This window comes from Campylobacter volucris, from assembly GCF_008245045.1.
GTDB classification, from domain to species: Bacteria; Campylobacterota; Campylobacteria; order Campylobacterales; family Campylobacteraceae; genus Campylobacter_D; species Campylobacter_D volucris.
In genome coordinates, this window is record NZ_CP043428.1 from 451,858 (window position 1) to 471,833 (window position 19,976).

Consider the following 19,976-nt stretch of genomic DNA (forward strand, 5'->3'; position numbering starts at 1 on the left):
AGGAAAACAATGAAAATCATAGAAGGAAATTTAAATTTAAGTGGTAAAGAAAAAATAGCAATTATCAATGCTAGATTTAATCATATCATTACTGATCGTTTGGTTGAAGGTGCAAAAGATGCTTTTTTAAGACACGGGGGTAAAGAAGAAAATTTAAGTCTTTTACTAGTTCCTGGTGCTTTTGAAATTCCTTTTGCATTAAAACAAGCCTTAGAGAGTAAAAAATTTGATGGAGTGTGTTGTTTGGGTGCTGTTATAAGAGGAAGCACCCCGCATTTTGATTATGTAGCGGCTGAAACTACTAAGGGTATTGCAAGTGTGAGCTTAAATGCTAACATACCTGTAAGTTTTGGAGTATTAACCACTGATACTATCGAACAAGCTATAGAAAGAGCAGGAAGCAAAGCAGGAAATAAGGGATTTGAGGCTATGCTTACCATCATTGAAATGCTAAATTTAATTAACAAAATCAAGGCTTAATAATGGCTACAAGACATCAAGTAAGACAAAGCATCGTTTCATTATTATATGCTGCGCAGTTAAATCAAGAAAATCAAGAATTTATCGATGAGTTTTTAAATGAGAAAAAAATTCGTAATGATCAAAGAAAATTTACTCTTAATTTATACCAAGGTATCAATGAAAAATTAGAAATTTTAGATGAGAAAATTAATGCATGTTTAAAAGAATACAAGCTTGATGGGGTGGCAAATATAGAAAAAGCTATTTTGCGTTTGGGTGCTTATGAAATTTTATTTACTCAAACACAAAAAGCTATTATTATCAATGAAGCGATCGAACTTGCTAAGGAAATGGCTGGAGATAATGCGCCAAAATTTATCAATGGAGTTTTAGATAAAATTAACAAGGATGCAAAATGAAACTTTGCGTGGCGTTTGATCTTTCTAGTTTTGATGAGTGTGTGAATTTAGCTAAAGAGTTAAAAGGTTTAGATATTTGGATAAAAATAGGGCTTAGATCTTATCTTAGAGATGGAGTGAGACTTTTAGAAGAAATTAAAAAAATTGATGATTTTAAATTTTTTTTAGATCTTAAACTTTATGATATACCAAATACCATGGCAGATGCTTGCGAAGAGCTTGCTAGATTAGATGTTGATATGATTAATATCCATGCAAGTGCAGGTCAAAGAGCTATGATGAGTATAATGGAGCGATTAAGCAAGTTAAGTAAAAGACCTTTGGTGCTTGCTGTTTCTGCTTTGACTAGTTTTGATGAGAGTGAATTTATAACTTTATATAATCAAGATATTAAAAATGCTGTGTGTAATTTTTCTAAAATAAGCTATGAAAGTGGTCTTGATGGCATGGTTTGTTCGGTTTATGAAAGCTTATTAATAAAAGAAAATACTTGTAAAAATTTTATCACGCTAACTCCTGGAATCCGTCCTTTTAAAGAAGATTCAGATGATCAAAAAAGAGTAGCTAATTTACAATGTGCAAAAGAAAATTTATCTGATTTTATTGTAGTTGGAAGACCTATATATAAAGCACAAGATCCTAGAAAAATTTGTGAAGATATTTTAGCTAGTATTTAAATATAAGCCTTTAAAGGCTTATTTAAGATATATTTTCATTTTTTTGTTATCTAGTACAATACTTTCATTGCCATTACTTTGAATTTTAAATTCTCCACTGAAATTTCTTAAAAAATTATCTTCAAAATTCATAGATTCATTATCACAAAGCATTTTTGTAGAAGCAAGATTATTGTCTATTTTTATAGTGTTGCCATCTTCTGTGTATGTTCCAAAAAATCTATTACAAGCTGCTATTCCAAAAACTCTTTTGTCTTTATTATCAAAACTGATATTTGCTTGTGCATTTTTTGGTAGAGTGTAAGTTTTTCCATTGGTTTCAAAATGAGTAATTGTAAATTCTTTATTTTGCAACTCATTAACACTCAAAGTCGCTACCGAACAAGCACTAAAAATCAAAGCCGCCACTCCTAATAAATATGTTTTTTTCATTAATTCTCCTTTTAAACATGAAAATGTTTTAATTCGCTTTCTAAATTTTTACACACTATATTTAACTCATGAGCAACATCGAGTAAAATTTTAGAAATTTCTTCATTTTTGTCGCTTAATTCAACGGTTTCTTGCATTTTACTTAATAAATTTTGCAAAGTATTTTGCGTAGTTGATATTTTTTGCATACAAGCATTGGCTAGATCTCTTGCATTTTCATTACAAATTTTTACTTCATTTGTGCCCTCTACAAGTTTTTCTGCATCTTTATTTAAAGAATTTATTTCTTGAGCGTTGCGTTTTAATTCTTTAGCAACTTCGTTAATGCTTCCTACTAATTGCTTTGTAACATCAGCGATATTTTTTAAAAATTCTTCTGAGTTTTGGGCTAAATTTCTAACATCATCAGCAATCACTGAAAAACCTCTACCAAATTCTCCAGCTCGAGCAGCTTCTATACCAGCATTTAAAGATAAAAGATTGGTTTTATCAGTAATTTCTCCCATCATATCAGAAGCTTTTTTGATCTCTTCTGCTTGCTTTTCCATTACTTCTACTTTACTAGATAAAACATCCTCATTTTGTGCAGCGTATTTTACCTTTTCTACCACTTGGTGTAAAGAATCAAGCATAGTGTTTAACACTTCAAATGATTTTACATTAGCTATATTTGCATCATTTGAAAGTGTTGCTAGCTCATCAAGCTCGGTGTGAATTTGCTCACTTAAACGATATGATTCATCTGTTTTTATATGACCTTCTTTGGTTCTATTTGCTAAATTTAGTGCATTATCGTTAAGAAGTTTTGCTTGAGAATCAACCATTTTAGAATTAGAATTAGTAGCAACAACGGTATTTTGAATTTTTTCGATAAATTGGTTGATATATCCGCAAGCTTGACCTATCTCATCTTTGCTTTTTATGTTAATTCTTGCTCGTAAATCTCCATCGCCACTTGCTAGTTCTTTTGCGTGTTTTAAAAGATTATTAACAGGGGTTCCAACTACTAATTTTAATATATAAAGCACTGCAAAAACAGTAAAAATCAATGCAATGGTAAATATCACAATATAAGTTTTAGCAGAATTTCTTAAGTCATCATCAATGTATTTTAAGTCATTATACATATCCATAACCCCTAAAACATCACCTTCTTTTGCATTAGCATGACACGCAAGACAAGATTGATCAGCCACTAAAGGCCTAATTAGTCTTAAATAATGACCATTTGTATCAGTAATTTCTAGTGTTTTAATACTTGGATTTGAAAATTGTTCGAGTATAACTTGTTCATTACTTTTTGCAAATTTTTTAATCTCAAAAAGCTCTATGGTTTTATCAGATGGATAAATTTTTATACTTTTAACCCTTGTATTTGTCCAGCTTCTTTAATGGCTGCTTCTATGATGCCTGGATCACCTAAATTCATAGCCATTCTTAGTGTTTGGAAAATAGAAGTACTAAGTGTGTCTAAATTTGCTCGACTAATTCTATTGGTTGTTTCTTGAGAATCTTTTTGCAGTATCATTTGCATGATGATAAAACTTATTAATAAAGTCAAAACCATTGCTAATGATATTTTTACACCAATGCTTTTAAACATCCTTAACTCCTTAATGTAGAAAATGTCTTACGCCACTAAAATAAAGTGCTATATTGTGTTCATTTGCAGCTTTTATCACTTCATCATCTCTTATGCTTCCCCCAGGTTGCACGATAGCTTTTACTCCTATTTTGCTTGCTTCATCTATACTATCTCTAAAAGGAAAAAAAGCTTCACTTGCTAAAACACAACCTTGTAAATTAATTTTCATTTCTTTGGCTTTAGCAATAGCAGCTTTAGCAGCATCAATGCGACTTGTCATACCCATACCAATTGCGACCATAGCTTTGTTTTTAACATAAACAACATTGTTTGATTTGGTAAAAGCTGCTATTTTTAGAGCGATTTTAAGATCTTGTAATTCTTCTTTGCTAGCTTGTTTTTGACTTTTTAGTGTTAAATTTTCAATTTCTACATCACTAATTTCATCGCTATTTTGATAGACAAAGCCCCCATCAATATGTTTAAAATCATATTTATCATAAGCTTTAATTAAAAATGGAGATTTTTGAGTGAAAATTTTTATACGCTTTTTGTCTTTAAAAACCTCTAAAGCTTGTTCATCGACATTAGCTGCTATGATGACTTCAATATAAATTTCATTAATTTTTTTTGCAAGTTCTTCATCTAATGTCCCATTAATGGCCACTACGCCTCCATAAGCACTTACACTATCGCATTTTAAGGCTTCAATATAGCTTTGTAATAAATTTTCTTTTATAGCAAAACCACAAGGATTACCATGTTTTATAATAGCAACAGCTGGAGCTTGATCAAAAGCACTTGCTAAATTTAATGCTGCATTGATATCGGTTAGATTATTAAAACTTGCTTCACCTTTTAAAGCGATGAAATTATTGGTAAAAAAATCATCAAATTCATATAAAGCTCCATTTTGATGAGGATTTTCACCATATTTAGTATCAAAAACTTTGCGTCCTACTATGAATTTATCATTTCCAAAGCCATTATTAAATCGTTCATTCATATAATTTGCTATATAAGCATCATAGTTTGCTGTATGCTCATAAGCTTTTATCATCAAATTTAAGCGAAATTGTTCATTATTTTTATGTTCTTTTAAGGCTAAAATTATATGTTCATAATCATTTGGATCACACACGACTATCACATCTTTGTAATTTTTAGCAGCACTTCTAATCATAGCAGGACCACCAATATCGATATTTTCAATGATTGTATCAAAATCATCACTCATTATGGTAGTTTTTTTAAAAGGATATAAATTTACACACACTAAGTCTATGCTTAAGATATCGTGTTCTTTAGCTTGTTGGATATGGTTTTCATTGCTTCTTTTGTGTAAGATTGCTCCATGAATTTTTGGATGTAAAGTTTTTACGCGTCCTTCAAAAAGTTCAGGGCTTTTTGTAAAATCACTAACTTCTGTTGCTAAAATACCATTGTCTTTTAAAAGTTTAAAAGTTCCACCTGTTGATAGAATTTCAAAGCCTAAATTTTGAAGTTCTTTAGCAAATTCGACTATACCTTCTTTTTCGCTTACACTTAGTAATGCTCTCATAATCATCCTTTTTCTAAATATTTTTTAATTTTTTCATACGCTTTGTTAATTTTTTGAAATTTTTCTACGCCTTGTTTTATTTCTTCTTCACTGACATTGTTTGCATTTAAGATATCAGGATGGTATTTTTTGGCTAATAATCTATATTGTTTTTTAACTGCATTTAAATCAGCAGTATTTGAAAGCTCTAAAATGCCAAAAGCCTCATCAAGACTCATTTCTTTTTTTGAAGATTTTAAGTTAGATAAATTTTGTATAAAAGAGATAAGCTCAGCTTTTGCTATGTCAAAAGCTTTGGCGATTTGTTCTAAAATTTCTTGTTTTTTTGGAGTTAGTTCTCCATCAATTAATGCCATAAAAACAAGCACCCTAAGCACATTAAATCTTTCGCTTTTTGGAAGCGGAACTTCTTTTATAAAATCTTTTGCTACATAAAAAGCATCATTTAAATTTTCTTTGTGTTCGTTAAAGCTGGTTTTTAAAAATTTTCTTTCTCTATCATCTTTAGCATTTGCATCTAAAATTTGACTGATCATATCAGCTTCTTCTTCACTAACGCGTCCATCGCTTTTAGCTATTTTAGCCAAAAGTGCTATGGTGTAATAATTCATTTTTCTTTTAATTTCTTCTATTCTTTCTTCCATCATACCGCGAGCAAAACCTTTTGCAAAACCCTTTGCTCCACGACTTGCTGAATTTAAAAAATCTTGTTTACCCCAAGTTTTATAATACCAATAAAACACCAAAATTGCTAAAACTAAAATCACAAAAATCATTTTTTATCCTAAATACTCTTCAAATTTTTTAAAATAAATTTCTTGTAGTTTATCTAAAGAAATTTTTATATTATCTAAAATAAATTCTTTTTCGTTGATATTTCCGAGTTTGTTTATTTTAAGATTGAAATGTTTTATAAATTCTAAAAATTGCACTTCATTTTTCACGCCCACTATCACACGAGTTGGACTTTCTTCAAAAATAAAACTTTCATCATTAAAATAGCTTTTTGCATCGATGCCTAAATTTGCTTTTGCACTCATTTTGGCCAAAGTTATAGCAATGCCACCTATACCAACACTATTAGCACAATCTAATAAATTCAATTCATTAGCTTTAAATAAAAAATCCCATAAAGTTAATTCTTTACCAAAATCAATTTCATCAAGTTTTCCTGCTACTTTTTGATCTAAAACTTTTGCGATTAAAGAGCCGCTAAAATTTCCTTTAGTATCACCTATGAGATAAATTGCTTGAGTGTTTTTGCTAAAAAATGACTTTAAAACTTTATTAGCATTTTCATTAACCCCCGCACAAGCTATAGTCGGACTAGGAAAAATACTAATTTTATCAGTTTCATTATATAAAGATACATTACCGCTTACAACAGGAGTGTTAAGTTTTGCACAAGCTTGTTTTATACCTTCACAGCCCATTGCAAATTGCCACATAACTTCGGGATTTTGCGGATTACCATAATTTAAACAATCACTAATTGCTAAAGGCTTTGCACCCGAACATGCTACTTTTCTACCAGCACTTGCTACGGCCGCTGAAGCTCCTATTTTAGGATCAACATAGTTTAATCTTGAATTACATTCAATTGCTACTGAAAGCAAACATCCATTTTCTTTTACTCTTATGCAGCTTGCTCCAAGTGCTCCATCGCTTTTTAAGGTATTTGTTTGCACGCTAGAGTCAAATTGCTCATAAATATAAGCCTTATCGCTTACATTTTCATTAGCAAGTAGTTTTTCAAAAGCTTCTTGAGCGGGAATTTTTAATTTAAATTGATAATTTTGAATTTCTTCTAAATATTTTGGTTTGGCAATAGGTCTATTTAATATAGGTGCTTTTTGACTTAAAGGTTCAATCGGTATTAATCCTACTAAATTTCCATGCCAAAAAAGCTCCATTTTTCCTGTGTCGCTAACTTCTCCTATAATAGCTGCATCAAGCTCCCATTTTTTAAAAATTTTAATAACTTTTTCTTCGCAACCTTTTTTTGCACAAATTAGCATTCTTTCTTGAGATTCACTTAGCATGAGCTCATATGGAGTCATTCCTTCTTCTCTCATAGGGGTTTTATCTAAGAAAAGTCTCATTCCACTACCTGTGCGTCCTGCCATTTCAAAAGAACTTGAAGTAAGCCCAGCTGCACCCATATCTTGAATACCTATAATATAATCAGTTTTAAAAAGCTCTAAACAAGCTTCCATTAAAAGTTTTTGAGTAAAAGGATCGCCAATTTGCACTGTAGGTCTTAAATTTTTATTAGCTTGATTGAAACTATCACTAGCCATCACAGCTCCACCAAGTCCATCTCTACCGGTTTTTGAGCCTACATAAATTACAGGATTTCCCACGCCTTGAGCTTTTGCATAAAATATATCTTTTATTTTGCAAGTACCAAGCGCAAAAGCATTGACTAAAATATTACCATTAAAGCATTCATCAAAAGCACATTCTCCGCCTATGGTCGGCACTCCCATGCAGTTTCCATAGTGTGAAATTCCTTTTACCACACCTTTAACTAAGTATTTTTGATGTTTGGCAATTTTTTCATCATGGATATTTCCAAATTTTAAAGAATTAAGTCCTAGTACAACCCTTGCACCCATAGTAAAAACATCACGCAAAATTCCACCCACACCTGTTGCAGCTCCTGCAAAAGGCTCTATAAAACTTGGATGATTATGGCTTTCTATTTTAAAAACTGCCCCCATACCTTTACCTATGTCGATAACTCCTGCATTTTCTCCAGGTCCTTGTACCACCCAAGGAGCTTTTGTGGGAAAACCACTTAGGTATTTTTTGCTTGATTTATAAGAGCAATGCTCGCTCCACATAGCAGAAATAACCCCAAGTTCGAGCAAATTTGGTTCTCTTCCTAAGATATTTAAGATTTGTTCATATTCTTCATCGCTAAGTTTGTGTCGAGCAATAATTTCTTTGTCCATACTTTTTCCTTTTTTTATTTACCTAAACAAAAATTACTAAACATTTCTTCTAAAATTTCATCTCTTTCAAATTTGGTTGTAAATTTGGATATTTCTTCTATGGCTAAATTTAACTCAAACGCAAAAAGCTCCAAAGAACTTTCTATGAGTAAATTTTTAGCTCGTAAAATTGCTTCACTTGCGTTTTTGCAAGCGTTTAAGATTAAGGTGTTGCTTATTAGCATATCATCTCCATCTAAAGTATTTAGATAATCATTTAAAGCATCTTTTATAGCTGAGCTTGATTGCTTTGCGCAAATTTTTATACACGAATTTTTAATTTCATGATCGAATTTATATTCTAAATCGCTTTTATTTAAAACATAAAGAATTTTTTTATCAGTATTTTTTAAAGCTTTTAAAATTTGCTCATCTTCATCATCAAATTTTCTTGATCCATCAAAAACTACTATGATAATATCTGCTTCATTAATGCTTTCATAGCTTAAATTTACGCCTATTTTTTCTATCTCATCGCAAGTGTTTCTAATACCTGCTGTGTCGATTATTTTGATTAAATGAGAACCGATTTTTAAATTTTCTTCTATGCGATCTCTTGTGGTTCCTGCTATGTTTGAGACTATGGCTCTATCGTAAGCTAATAATGAATTTAACAAAGAGCTTTTTCCTGCGTTGGGTTTTCCAATGATCGCTATTTTAAAACCTTCAATCAAGCCTTTTTTTCGCAAGGAAATATCTACAATTTCGCTCAAAAGTGTTGAATTTTTTTCACACATTAAGATGATTTGATCTAATAAATCCTGCGGCAAATCATCATCTGCATAATCAATGCTAGTTTCTACAAATGCTAAAGTTTTAACCAAATCAACTCTTATAGTATTTAAAAATTTATGCAAATCACCTTTTAAATTTTTTGCGATAATACTAGCAGCACTTGCTGATTTTGACATGATAAGTTCTTGTGTGCTAATAGCTTTTAAAAGATCCATTTTTCCGTTTAGACAAGCTCTTTTACTAAATTCTCCAGGTTGTGCTAAACGGATGTTTGAGTTAATTAGTTCATCTAGTAAAATCTCACTCAATGCAAAACCACCATGTAGATGAAATTCTACTACATCTTCACCTGTAAAAGAAAAAGGAGATTTGAAATAAAATACTAAAGCTTCATCCAAAAATTCGCCATTATTTTTGTAGATTTTACACAAGTGTGCATAACGCGGAGTGAGTTCTTTTTTATGAGTAAATGCAAGAGCAATTTCTAGTGCTCTTTGCCCGCTTACTCTAATTATACTAATAGATCCTAAGCCATGTGCTGTAGCTATGGCTGCTATGGTTTCATTCATTCATTTTTCTTCAAGAAATCATTAACAATGATATATCTTTGCTCATCGTTATTTTTAATCGCCACATATTTATCAGGGAAGCGTTCTCTAAGTTTTTCTAGTATAAGTTTTAACCAAATTCCTTCAAGTGGTTTTGTTTGAACTCTTCCTGTGTTTTCTACTTTTTCTATGAGAATTTTTAAGTAATTTTCTATAGCTTGGGTTTGATTTTCTAAAAATTGTGCAATTTCAAGCCTTGGTTGAATTTTGTATTTTAAATTTAGCCAATTATAGAGCAAATAAGAAAAAGCTTTGTATCTATGAGCTTCCTTGCCTATAAGCAAAGCTGCATCTTGTCCATCTAGTTTTATCAAAACACAATTTTCATCCCAAACACTCACTTCAATCACTTTAATATCAAAATCAAAAGTAGAAAGTAGTTTTTCAAGTGAAATTTTTATCTCATCAATATACAAAGATATATCTTTTTTTTCATTAGCTTCTTTGTGAAAAGAAGTAAAGATGTCATCGTCTTTGACTTTATAGTGCTCTTTTTGTGGAGTTTGATGAGGTTTTGTAGAAACAGTTTCTTTGTATTCTTTTTTTATTTCATTTTTTTCATAATTTTTATTGTGAGTGTGTTTAGTTTTTTCATTAAAATTTTTCTTATTTTTATAATCTTGTGAAGGGCTTTTTTTATGACCTTTGACAAAAATCACTGCATTTTTTTTAAATAAGCCAAAAAATCCAGTTTTAGAATGCTGAATTACTTCATATTCTAAGTCTATGACAGAGCACTCAAAGTGTTTAGATGCTTCTATGAGTGCTGTTTGTAAATCTTTAGCTTCTATGTTCATGTTTAGCTATTCCCTCTTGTTTTTGGTTTTTAAAAAGCTTATTAACAATTACTTGTTGGATTAAAGAACAAATATTATTTACACACCAATATAGTGTTAATCCAGCAGGGAAAGTTAAAAAGAAAAATGTGAAAATCAAAGGTAAAAATTTCATAATTTTTTCTTGCATAGGATCTTGTATGGCCATTGGAGTTATGAGTTGTTGCAAGAACATTGTAAGTCCCATAAAAATTGGCAATATAAACCAAGGATCCATCACTGATAAATCTGTAATCCAAAAAGCCCAAGGAGCAGCTTTTAATTCTATAGCGTTAAGTAAAACTCTATAAATAGCAAAAAATATTGGAATTTGTATCAATATAGGCAAACATCCACTCATAGGATTAGCGCCGTGTTTTTTATATAGTTCCATCATATGTAAATTCATTTTTTGTGGATCGCCTTTGTAGCGTTCTCTGATTTCTTTCATTTTTGGAGCTAAATCTTTGAGTTTATTCATAGATATCATTGATTTATAAGTTAATGGGAAAAGAATAATACGCACAATCAAAGTCATAACTACTATAGCCCAACCCCAATTTCCCATATATCCATGCAAGAAATTTAAAAATTCAAACATAGGCTTTGCTATAAAAGTAAACCAGCCATATTCAACCACATCATCTAATCTTGGATCAATACTTCTTAAAACATCATGTTCTTTTGAGCCTATGTAGCCACTTGCTTTAAAATCCCCATTAGCACTTGCAAAAACGATAGAATTTTCATTGCTATCTTTTGTTACTACTGCATTGAGTGGATTTTCGAAATTGTAAAAGAAAGCACTATAATAGCGATCAAAAGCTGACATTAAAGTAACATTTGAAAAACTTTCGTCATTTTCTACATCACCATCTTCTAAGATGGTTATTTTGTCTTCTTTATTAAGGATTAAAGCACCATGGACAGTGTAGCTATCTACTGCTATATTTGGACGATAACCAGGGGTTATAAAATATGGTATTTCTTTGCTTAATTGCACTTGTATATCGTAATTTCCATATTTATAAAATGTAAGTTTTTTAGTAATTATCACATCATTTAAATGCTGAGTTAATATAAGAGTATTATTTTCATCACTTACTTGAATTTGTTTTTGATTTGCTGTATAGGAAGTGTTAAAAGCTTCTTGGTTGATTTTGCTATCGCTAAATCTTATTTCTAATGGTAGTGGTGATAAAGAAGTATCTACTAAGTTGATATTGTTTCCATTTTCATCTTTATATTTTTCATCACTTAAATAAAATTTAGCAATTCTACCTAAAGAATCAATGTGCGCTTCAAAATGCTCACTTTTAACAACAGCTATTTGTTCTTTTTGATTGACGCTTAATTCTGTTTTTGGTGTTTGTTTGGCACTGGTATTAACCGAAGCTTGTGGGGCTGAATTGTTTTGTTCTATTTGTGTTGTATTTTGTTCTACGATAGGAGTTTTTGGGATGAAAAAATAATCATAAACTACAAAAAATAAAAATGATAAAACGACAGCAATTAATATGCGTTTTTGTTGAGATAAATTGTCTGACACGGATTGTCCTTTGAAAATATAATCTTAATGAGAAAAAATTGATTATCCTTACAAGGGATATATAAATATTTTAGTTGTTTTAAGGCATTGATTTTAGGTTTGAAGCAAATACCTGAGTCAAAATGTTTGCTAATCTTTGGATAATCAATGCCACCTTTAAAAAACGGATTACATTTTAAGATTCTTAAACAAACTGCACCAAAAGCTTTGAAGATATTATTTTTTTTAAACTGCCATAAAGCATATTCAGAGCAACTAGGATAATACCTACAACATCTTGGTTTTAAAGGGCTTATGAAGAGTTGATAAAATCTGATGAGTTTAATACAAATTATTTTATGCATCCTATTTTTTTAAAACCCCATTTTAAATTTTTTTCCAATTTCGAAAAAGAAATCTCATCAATACCTGTTTTAGCAACAAGTATGTATTTTCCGTTTTCAACTTGATTTCTAAGCTGAAAAAAAGCTGATCTTAGCAGTCTTTTAGCTCTATTTCTTACCACAGCTTTTCCAACTTTTTTACTAGCTACTACAGCGAATTTTTTTTCTAGGCTAGGGATATAAAAGATAATCACACCCTCACAATGCCACTTTTTACCATCTTTATAAATCGCTGCAAATTCGCCTAAGCTATTAATACTTAGAAAATTTTTTATACAGCTAATCTTTTTCTACCTTTAGCGCGTCTAGCATTGATAACTTTGCGTCCGTTTTTTGTTTTCATACGCACACGAAAACCGTGAGTTCTTTTTTTAGGAGTATTGTGCGGTTGGTATGTTCTTTTCATATTTTTTCCTTAAACTTAAATTAAAAACAAATAATAAAGCTCATATGCTATCAAATTCTTACTTAAATCTGCTTTTAATTAAGAGTTGTTTTTAAAAGTTTTTGATAAATTTTTGCGTTTATTTTTTGGAGGTTTGAAAATGGGATTTGAAATTTGTGAAAGCAAAAAAGAAGATTTAGAGCAAATTTTAGAGCTAATCAAAGAGCTTGCAATTCATGAAAATATGCTTGAAGATGTAAAGTGTAGTGTAAAAGATTTAGAGCAGTCTTTTTTTGAAAATAACTATGCAAAGGCTTTAAGTTTAAAAGTAGATGGAAAAATCATAGGCTATGCAATGTATTTTTATACTTTTTCATCTTTTTGGGGTTTTGGTGGATTGTATTTAGAGGATATTTATATACAAAAAGATTATAGAAAAAAAGGTTATGCAAAGGCTGTATTTAAGTATCTTGCAAAAATTTGCAAAGAAAAAAATCTCAAACGCTTAGAATGGGTATGTTTAAATGATAATGATTTGGGTATAAATTTTTACACAGCTTTAAATGCTAGACATATGAACCAGTGGAGAACTTATCGTTTAGAAGGAAAAAATTTAGAAGCTTTATTTTGATGGATAAAAGAAATTTACATTATCTTAAAGCCTTTGGTTTTGAGTATATAGAAGAAATTAAAGATATTGAAAGATTAAATTTAAGTTTTAAGCAATTGCAAAATGCAGTTAAAAAATGCACTCTTTGTAATTTTTCAAAATTAAGAAAACATTCTTTAATGGAAAAAGAAGTTAAAAAGGCTAAAATTTTGATTTTTCAAAATTATGCCGATAAAGAAGAAAATGAAAGTGGAAAGCTTTTTGCTTCCAAGCTAAAGCAGGATTTTTTGCATAATTTTCAAGAAATTTTAAATTTAAAAGAAGAAGAAATTTATTTTTCTTATATGTTAAAATGCTTTAGTAATTTTAAATTTGATGAAAATGCTGTGAAATTTTGTTTGCCGTATTTTTATAATGAGCTTGAAATTATAAATCCTAAGATGATTTTTTGTTTAGGCGAAGAAGCTTTTTTAAGTTTGGGATTTGAAAATTTTAAAGTGCATATTGGACAATGGATTAGGTTTAATCGATATTTTATCATGCCACATTATGATTTAAATTATTTGAGTAAAAATCCTAGTTTGTATGCAAATTTTATAGAAGATATTAAGAAAATTAAGGGTTGTTTATGAAAAGAATTTTTCTTTGTATGATGGTGAGTTTTACGCTAGTTTTAAATGCTTTTTCAAAAGAGCAAAAACTTTCTTTTGTGGAGCCAAGTGAGGCGTTTTATCCGAATTTAGAATTTCAAAATTGTGATAATGAGTGTTTATTTACCCTTTTAGAATCAGGGCTTTATTTTAATTTTTTATCAAGATTTAACTCACAAATTAACAATGAACTTTTGGTAAATATCTACACAAAACTTTTAAATTCCATTGTTGATTTTGAAAAAAAGATTCAAAAAAGTGCAAGCATAAAACTTGCTATCATCATACCTGAACAAACTATAAAAAGCTACTCAAATACCATTATAAATTCAAGTATAGCTTATCTTTTAAGACAAAGAGCACAGATTAAAGTCAAGGTATTTTTAATAGGCACTGAAGAAGATGGCAAAATCGCAAAAGCTTTAGATGAAATTCAAAGCGAAAAATTTAATTATGTCATCGCAGGTTTTACAGAAAAAGGAGCAGGTATCTTGCTTAAGCAAGATTTGCCAATAAGTATCAAATTTTTCATCCCTACAACCCATAAAAAATACTTTGATACACAAAAAGAAAATGTTTATTATGGAAGCATAGATTATCAAAAACAAATTCAAAAACTTTTAGAGTATTCTAATGGTAGAAATATCATTTTTTCAGATGGCACTAATCTTGCAAATCGTCTTGATGAAGAGGTTTTAAATGCAGGAAATGGTAATGAAAAAATTTACACTGTAAATACTTCTAAATTTGATTTTAGAAGTGTATTGCATAGAAATAAAAGTTTTAACAATGCAAGTGTATTTTTAAATACTTCCTTGATTAAAACAGCTTTGATTAGCTCTCAAATTCGAAGCTATGATTTAGAACCTTATGTGCTTTTATCTACTCAGATAAATTATAATCCTGTGTTATTAAGCTTAACTCAGATTAATGATAGAAAAAAGCTTTTACTAGCTAATTCTATATCTAATGAAGATCAAACCTTGTCTTATCTAAATGAGCTTTTTTCGCAAAATATTAATTATAATTGGATAGCTTATGCAACTAGTGTAGGGCTTGATTATTTTTATACACAATTTTTAGAAAAAGACGCTCAAAGCATTTTTGAAGAAAAGCTTAATGAAAATCAATTTGACTATAAAGTAAAAATCATTAGCTCTAAAGGATTAGGTTTTAATCCTTTATAAAAGCACTTAGAATTTTTATAAATTTATCTTCGATGATGGCTACTTTACCAGCTTTGATAAAAGCAAGAGTAAATTCAGCTTCGAAGATTTTGTCTTCATTTTTGTAAATTTCTTGTTTGATGATCATAGAAGCTTTTTTTAGTTTGACAAGATGGGTTTTTACTTCTAAGATATCACCTAAAAAAGCTGATTTTAAAAAATTACAATTAGCCTTTGTCAGCAAAAAGTGCCCTAAATCTTTGTCAAAAATTTGCGTATCATTTTGAAAAAAAATCTCACTCCTAGCCCTTTCACAAAATTTTAAATAATTACTATGATAGACTACTCCACCTGCATCGGTATCTTCATAATATATGCGTATTTTCATAAAAACTCCTTTTATTTTGGAATGATAGTGTTTTTTCTAGCAGTTTTTTGCAATGAAAAAATCACCAAAATAACAAATACAAAATACATCACCGAAAAACTAAGCATTAAAGGATAGTCTCCTTTGATATTTTTTTCTAATAAATTTCCAAAAATTGGTATTAGCAAACTAGCTTTAGTCAGTAGTATAAAAACAAAACAAATATAAGCACAAAGCACAACAAAAATTCTTGTAAATTTTTCTTTGTTCTCATCAAGCATGGCAAAGGTCAAAATAAAAGCCATTAAAAGAATTATCATCAAAATATGTGCAAACAAGCTTGATAAATTTAAAAAATCAAACACTAAAAAGCATACATTGCTAAATAAAAATAATTTCACAAAAATATCAAAACGCATTAAAATCATCAAAAAAATCAAAGCACTTATAACAAATGTATTTATAAAAATTTTATTTTTTAAAAAGAATTCTAAATTGGTAAAATCTTTTCTTATGTCAAAATTCAAAAAATTATAAGTGGTTTTGTTTGCGTCTTTGATAAGATATGTTGTTTCATTAGAGATGGTGCTGATTATGTTGTATTTGGTTTGTTCTTGGGGTGGTGGGGTTTTAAAATGATTAAGTGTAAAAGAAAAAATTCCAAAAAGCATAAAAACTATCAATAAATTATGAAAAACTTTTAATAAATCTGTGTGATGATCACAAAGTTTTCTATAAAACACTAATTGCAATAAGTCTATTTTTTCTTTTGAGGTTTTGTCTTTTTTGGCTAAAAGTTCTATTTCTTTGCAATAAAGCTCATATTTGTGAAATTTGGAAGCATCTAGGAGATTGTTATCTTTTATGAGAGCATTTTTAAAGGTTTTAAAAGAATCTCTAAAATCATTAGCTCTATACTCGATTTTAGAATTTAAATGGATATTGTTTTGATTATAGATATTTTCTTGTAGTTTATCAAAGGTAAAATCTAAATTAGTATTTGTAGTGTTTAAATTTTCTTTGATATTGTTTTGAAAAAAAACAAAGCATTGTGAAAATATACAATTATAAAAAGATAAAGATTTTTCAAAAGAATTTTTAAAAAATACACATTCTTTCTCAAAATTATTTTTTGCAAAATAGGCATTTTCTTTGAAGATATTGTTGTAAATGCTAGTATTTTTTACTTTATTTTCTTCAAAACAAAAATTTAAAAATTGATTTTCAAATATAGAAACATTTTGGAAGTTATTTTGTCCGATGTATATTTTGTGTAAAGGTTTTTCTACCCATAAAATTTGAAAGTCTTTGTAAAATATACTATCTTTTATGATTACGCTACCACTGAAATTTTTCCTTATCAAAAAGCTATCTTTAAATTCGCAAAGTTTAAATTCTATAAAGTGTATAGGGTTTTCTAAAATGAAATTTTGTATTTGGCAATTATAAAAAAATAAATGATATTTTTCAAAAATTTCTATGTTTGTTTTTTTGATAGCACAATTTGTGATTTGATATAAATCAGAATGTTCTATATATGAAATTTCATTTTTAGATATGTCTAATTTTTGTGCGATTTCTTCTTTGATTTGCTCGTGATTTTGCATTATTTTCCTTTTAGTTTGGCATGATGGAATTTTTTCGTGCGGTTTTTTGGAGTGAGAAAAGGATTAAACCAACTATTATAGTATAAATCGTAATCAAAAGATTTTCGTAAATATTATAGTTGTTATCGCCAATAAGATTTGCAATACCAAAAATTATTTTAGGTTTATAGCAAATCACCCAAAAAATGATTATTAGATTGACACACACAAAGGCTTTCATTTTTTCTAAACATTTAAAAAAAGCTAAGACAAATAAAAGAAAACAGCCTAAAGAACTCGCATATATCCCATAAGTGTTAAATATATCTAGTATGTTAATTCCGTATTTGTTTATTTTTATTATGAGAAATATACTTGCAAAAATGCCTAAGGTTATCACTAGCCATTTTAAATTTAAAAGCAAATTGGTATGATGATCGCAAAGTTTGCGATAAAAGAAAAGTTGCCATTTGTCCATCCACTCTTTAGAAAACATTTTAGGCTTTTTCTCTTCTAACTCTATCTCTTTACAATAAAGTTCATATTTATGAAAATTTGAAGCATCTAAAGCATTATTATCTTTTACCAAAGTGCTCTTAAAAACTCTAAAAGAATCTCTAAAATCATTTGCAAATTCATCCAAAGGTTTTTTATCTTGTTTTTGCGTATTTCTATTAAAATCTTTATATTCTTTTTCTATTTGCACTTTTAAATCGTCAAAATAAAAATTTGAAGTAATATTTAAAGCATTAAAATTATCCTTTAAAACAACTTGAGAAAAATTTGGAGCTTTATCAAATGTAACCCCATAAAAACAAGCTGTTTTTTCAAATTCACACGCATGAAAATCAGCATAATCTTTGAAATGAGAATTAGTAAAATAAACACCATTGATAAATTTAGAGTTATGAAAATCAACTCTATTTTTAAAAATACAATTTTCAAATATGGTATTTTGTTCATTATTATAATACTTACTATCAGGTAGTGGTGAGCCTGATACAAATCGTTTAAAATTTATTTCATCTTCAAAAATACAATTTGTAAAATCTATACCATTAAAAAAGGTAATTATATTATTGCTACCATCTATACGATGTAAAGAAACTTTGGATTTGAATTCGCAATTTGAAAAATATAATCTTTCAAAACAACTATAGTTTATATAAACTTCTTTTTTAAAAATACTTTTATAATTTTTTCCTTCATAACCGTAATCATTTTTTAAATTTTCTAATTCAATTTTAGGAATAGTGGCAACATCCCCTATTATCTCATAAGAAAAAAAGCAATGAGACAAAAAAGCTTTCGCTTCTTTTAATTTTTTTAATTTTTTTAATTTTTTTAATTTTTTTAATTTTTTTAATTTTTTTAATTTTTTTAATTTTTTTAATTTTTTTAATTTTTTTAATTTTTTTAATTTTTTTAATTTTTTTAATTTTTTTAATTTTTTTAATTTTTTTAATTTAATCGTATCTATGTCTTTTTGTATATTTCCTATAAAAGCATGCAATATTAATCCAAAATTAAAATTATAAATAATATTATTTTCATCTTCTACTTTCTCTATAATTTTTATGCCATTAAAGTTATTTATGTGATTTTCTTCTAAAGTTTTGTAAATAATATATGGATTTAACGGTTTAGCTAATTCTCCAGCATCTAACTTATCACCTAAAGATATTATTTTATCTCCATAAATTTGAATAAACCTAGCCAAATCTAAAGAAATAGTTAGTTTTTCATCATCTAAACCCTTTATAAAAATACCACTATTTGGTATCTCTAGTTCGATATTATGTATATTTCTTTTCATTACTTTCCTTCAATGATTTTTATTTCTTCTTCAGTTAAATTGTAAAGTTTATAAACTATAGAGTTTATTTTGTTTTCTTGTTCTTGGGTGTTTGCGTTTTTGTTTTGCCCTTTGGCTTTTAAAATTTCATCGACTAGACTTACTAGCTCATTTGCTAATTTTTCATTTTTGGAATTTATTTTTGGTATAGGAAGTTTTTCTAAAAATGCTTTTTTATATATAAACCCATCTATGGTGTTTTTTGGTGGAATTTTTATAGAGTATTTTTTGATGAATTCTTTGAGTGTTAAACGATTAAAATGCATAATTTTCCTTGATTTAAATCAATAAATATTTTATCTAAAATGCTATAAGAAAATCATAAAATTAATTTTATTTAGAAATATAGTTTAAATTTTATTTATTTTAGTTTATTTTGTGGAAAAATTTCTATGATATGTTAAAATTATATTTTTATTAAATTTTTTAAGTAAGGAAAGCAATGAAAATGTTTAAATTTTGTTTTAAATTTGTGGCTATTTTGGCTTTTGTTTTTAGTGCGAGTGCTCATGCACTTAGCGAGGGTAAAGAATATATAGTGCTAAAAAATCCTATACCAAATGCACAAAATTCTTTGATAGAAATTTTTTCTTATCGCTGTGTGTATTGTTACAATCATCATCAGTTTAATACCCTAGCTCAAGTGAAAAAAGCTCTTCCAAATTTAAGATATGAAGTGTTTTCGGTAAGCTCTATGAGTGAAAATGGCGAGGCTTTAAATGAGATGTTTGCTTTGGCTTCTTCTAAAGAAAAAGCTTTAGGTAAAGATAGTGGTAGCGATGATAGTTTGACTCATAAATTAGCTGATGTGTATTTTGTAAGTCATTTTGAGCAAAAGCAAAATTTAAGCGATGTGGAATTTTTTTACAAATTAGGCTTAAATGCAATTGGTGCAAGCAAACAAGAATTAGATGAGTTTTTACAAACACAAGAGGCTAAAGAAATCTTAAATGCCTATGCTTTAGCAAATGAAATTTCAAGAAATTATGGAACTCCCGCATTTGTAGTAAATGGAAAATATCAAATCAACCCTGAATACATCACTTCTTTAGAAGAACTCGTTAAAATCGTAAAAGAACTCTCTGCTAAATAATACCCTTAATTTTAAGGGTATTTTCGAAATTTTTATTATAAT

General features: G+C 28.5%; 22 protein-coding genes and 1 pseudogene. 7 read left to right on the plus strand and 16 right to left on the minus strand.

The features are described 5' to 3' along the window. Positions 1-9: 9 nt before the first annotated feature. The 3 genes from ribH to pyrF are packed head-to-tail and all read left to right on the plus strand — an operon-like array spanning position 10 to position 1,558. Positions 10-480: a 6,7-dimethyl-8-ribityllumazine synthase gene (gene ribH, locus CVOLT_RS02410; protein ID WP_039665277.1), complete on the plus strand. Its 471-nt coding sequence runs from the start codon at positions 10-12 to the stop codon at positions 478-480. Positions 481-482: 2 nt separating this feature from the next. Next, positions 483-881 (plus strand): transcription antitermination factor NusB, encoded by a 399-nt coding sequence (gene nusB, locus CVOLT_RS02415; RefSeq protein ID WP_039665278.1) that lies wholly within the window; start codon positions 483-485, stop codon positions 879-881. Further along, positions 878-1,558: an orotidine-5'-phosphate decarboxylase gene (gene pyrF, locus CVOLT_RS02420; protein ID WP_039665279.1), complete on the plus strand. Its 681-nt coding sequence runs from the start codon at positions 878-880 to the stop codon at positions 1,556-1,558. The genes nusB and pyrF overlap by 4 nt, the downstream gene beginning before the upstream one ends. An 18-nt stretch (positions 1,559-1,576) precedes the next feature. Here the strand turns inward: pyrF and CVOLT_RS02425 are convergent, their stop codons facing one another. The 12 genes from CVOLT_RS02425 to rpmH are packed head-to-tail and all read right to left on the minus strand — an operon-like array spanning position 1,577 to position 12,628. Then, positions 1,577-1,990: an META domain-containing protein gene (locus CVOLT_RS02425; RefSeq protein ID WP_039665280.1), complete on the minus strand. Its 414-nt coding sequence runs from the start codon at positions 1,988-1,990 to the stop codon at positions 1,577-1,579. 11 nt (positions 1,991-2,001) lie between these two features. Beyond that, a complete protein-coding gene (locus CVOLT_RS02430; protein WP_390621657.1) occupies positions 2,002-3,348 on the minus strand; it encodes a methyl-accepting chemotaxis protein in 1,347 nt (448 codons plus the stop codon). Further along, complete coding sequence (locus tag CVOLT_RS08205; protein WP_069106938.1) at positions 3,345-3,593, minus strand: hypothetical protein; 249 nt, start codon at positions 3,591-3,593, stop codon at positions 3,345-3,347. Before CVOLT_RS08205 ends, CVOLT_RS02430 begins: the two co-directional genes overlap by 4 nt. A gap of 10 nt (positions 3,594-3,603) precedes the next feature. Beyond that, complete coding sequence (gene purH, locus CVOLT_RS02435; protein WP_039665281.1) at positions 3,604-5,136, minus strand: bifunctional phosphoribosylaminoimidazolecarboxamide formyltransferase/IMP cyclohydrolase; 1,533 nt, start codon at positions 5,134-5,136, stop codon at positions 3,604-3,606. A gap of 2 nt (positions 5,137-5,138) precedes the next feature. Continuing rightward, positions 5,139-5,912, minus strand: coding sequence for a molecular chaperone DjiA (locus tag CVOLT_RS02440; protein ID WP_039665282.1), 774 nt, complete (start codon positions 5,910-5,912; stop codon positions 5,139-5,141). Positions 5,913-5,915: 3 nt separating this feature from the next. Continuing rightward, positions 5,916-8,093, minus strand: coding sequence for a phosphoribosylformylglycinamidine synthase subunit PurL (gene purL / locus CVOLT_RS02445; protein ID WP_039665283.1), 2,178 nt, complete (start codon positions 8,091-8,093; stop codon positions 5,916-5,918). Positions 8,094-8,107: 14 nt separating this feature from the next. Continuing rightward, entirely contained in the window at positions 8,108-9,436 is a 1,329-nt protein-coding gene (mnmE, locus tag CVOLT_RS02450) for a tRNA uridine-5-carboxymethylaminomethyl(34) synthesis GTPase MnmE (protein ID WP_039665284.1), read from the minus strand. Further along, a complete protein-coding gene (locus CVOLT_RS02455) occupies positions 9,433-10,272 on the minus strand; it encodes a Jag N-terminal domain-containing protein (protein WP_039665285.1) in 840 nt (279 codons plus the stop codon). Before CVOLT_RS02455 ends, mnmE begins: the two co-directional genes overlap by 4 nt. Further along, positions 10,256-11,839: a membrane protein insertase YidC gene (gene yidC, locus CVOLT_RS02460; RefSeq protein ID WP_084059201.1), complete on the minus strand. Its 1,584-nt coding sequence runs from the start codon at positions 11,837-11,839 to the stop codon at positions 10,256-10,258. Before yidC ends, CVOLT_RS02455 begins: the two co-directional genes overlap by 17 nt. Then, positions 11,803-12,183 carry a membrane protein insertion efficiency factor YidD gene (gene yidD / locus CVOLT_RS02465; RefSeq protein WP_084059202.1) on the minus strand — a complete coding sequence of 127 codons (381 nt, stop codon included), beginning with the start codon at positions 12,181-12,183 and terminating at the stop codon, positions 11,803-11,805. The genes yidC and yidD overlap by 37 nt, the downstream gene beginning before the upstream one ends. Continuing rightward, positions 12,171-12,497, minus strand: coding sequence for a ribonuclease P protein component (rnpA, locus tag CVOLT_RS02470; protein WP_039665287.1), 327 nt, complete (start codon positions 12,495-12,497; stop codon positions 12,171-12,173). Before rnpA ends, yidD begins: the two co-directional genes overlap by 13 nt. Next, positions 12,494-12,628, minus strand: coding sequence for a 50S ribosomal protein L34 (rpmH, locus tag CVOLT_RS02475; RefSeq protein WP_039665288.1), 135 nt, complete (start codon positions 12,626-12,628; stop codon positions 12,494-12,496). The genes rnpA and rpmH overlap by 4 nt, the downstream gene beginning before the upstream one ends. A gap of 139 nt (positions 12,629-12,767) precedes the next feature. Here rpmH and CVOLT_RS02480 point away from each other — a divergent pair, with 139 nt between their 5' ends. The 3 genes from CVOLT_RS02480 to CVOLT_RS02490 are packed head-to-tail and all read left to right on the plus strand — an operon-like array spanning position 12,768 to position 15,054. Then, positions 12,768-13,238 carry a GNAT family N-acetyltransferase gene (locus CVOLT_RS02480; protein ID WP_039665289.1) on the plus strand — a complete coding sequence of 157 codons (471 nt, stop codon included), beginning with the start codon at positions 12,768-12,770 and terminating at the stop codon, positions 13,236-13,238. Then, positions 13,238-13,849, plus strand: coding sequence for a uracil-DNA glycosylase family protein (locus CVOLT_RS02485; protein ID WP_039665290.1), 612 nt, complete (start codon positions 13,238-13,240; stop codon positions 13,847-13,849). Before CVOLT_RS02480 ends, CVOLT_RS02485 begins: the two co-directional genes overlap by 1 nt. Then, complete coding sequence (locus tag CVOLT_RS02490) at positions 13,846-15,054, plus strand: hypothetical protein (RefSeq protein WP_039665291.1); 1,209 nt, start codon at positions 13,846-13,848, stop codon at positions 15,052-15,054. Before CVOLT_RS02485 ends, CVOLT_RS02490 begins: the two co-directional genes overlap by 4 nt. Here the strand turns inward: CVOLT_RS02490 and CVOLT_RS02495 are convergent. From CVOLT_RS02495 to CVOLT_RS02510, 4 genes and pseudogenes are all read right to left on the minus strand, one after another. Beyond that, positions 15,041-15,421: a YbgC/FadM family acyl-CoA thioesterase gene (locus CVOLT_RS02495; protein ID WP_039665292.1), complete on the minus strand. Its 381-nt coding sequence runs from the start codon at positions 15,419-15,421 to the stop codon at positions 15,041-15,043. The genes CVOLT_RS02490 and CVOLT_RS02495 overlap by 14 nt on opposite strands. Before the next feature lie 11 nt (positions 15,422-15,432). Continuing rightward, on the minus strand, positions 15,433-17,007 hold the full coding sequence (locus CVOLT_RS02500) for a bacteriocin-associated integral membrane family protein (protein WP_039665293.1): 1,575 nt from the start codon (positions 17,005-17,007) through the stop codon (positions 15,433-15,435). Positions 17,008-17,017: 10 nt separating this feature from the next. Next, positions 17,018-18,802: a pentapeptide repeat-containing protein gene (locus CVOLT_RS02505; protein ID WP_149104684.1), complete on the minus strand. Its 1,785-nt coding sequence runs from the start codon at positions 18,800-18,802 to the stop codon at positions 17,018-17,020. Next, a pseudogene (locus CVOLT_RS02510) lies at positions 18,802-19,005 on the minus strand (hypothetical protein); the annotation flags it as partial. The pseudogene CVOLT_RS02510 and the gene CVOLT_RS02505, both read right to left, overlap by 1 nt. Before the next feature lie 278 nt (positions 19,006-19,283). On the opposite strand from CVOLT_RS02510, the gene CVOLT_RS02515 reads away from it, so the two are divergent. After that, positions 19,284-19,934: a thiol:disulfide interchange protein DsbA/DsbL gene (locus tag CVOLT_RS02515; protein WP_052243159.1), complete on the plus strand. Its 651-nt coding sequence runs from the start codon at positions 19,284-19,286 to the stop codon at positions 19,932-19,934. The last annotated feature ends 42 nt before the right edge of the window (positions 19,935-19,976 follow it).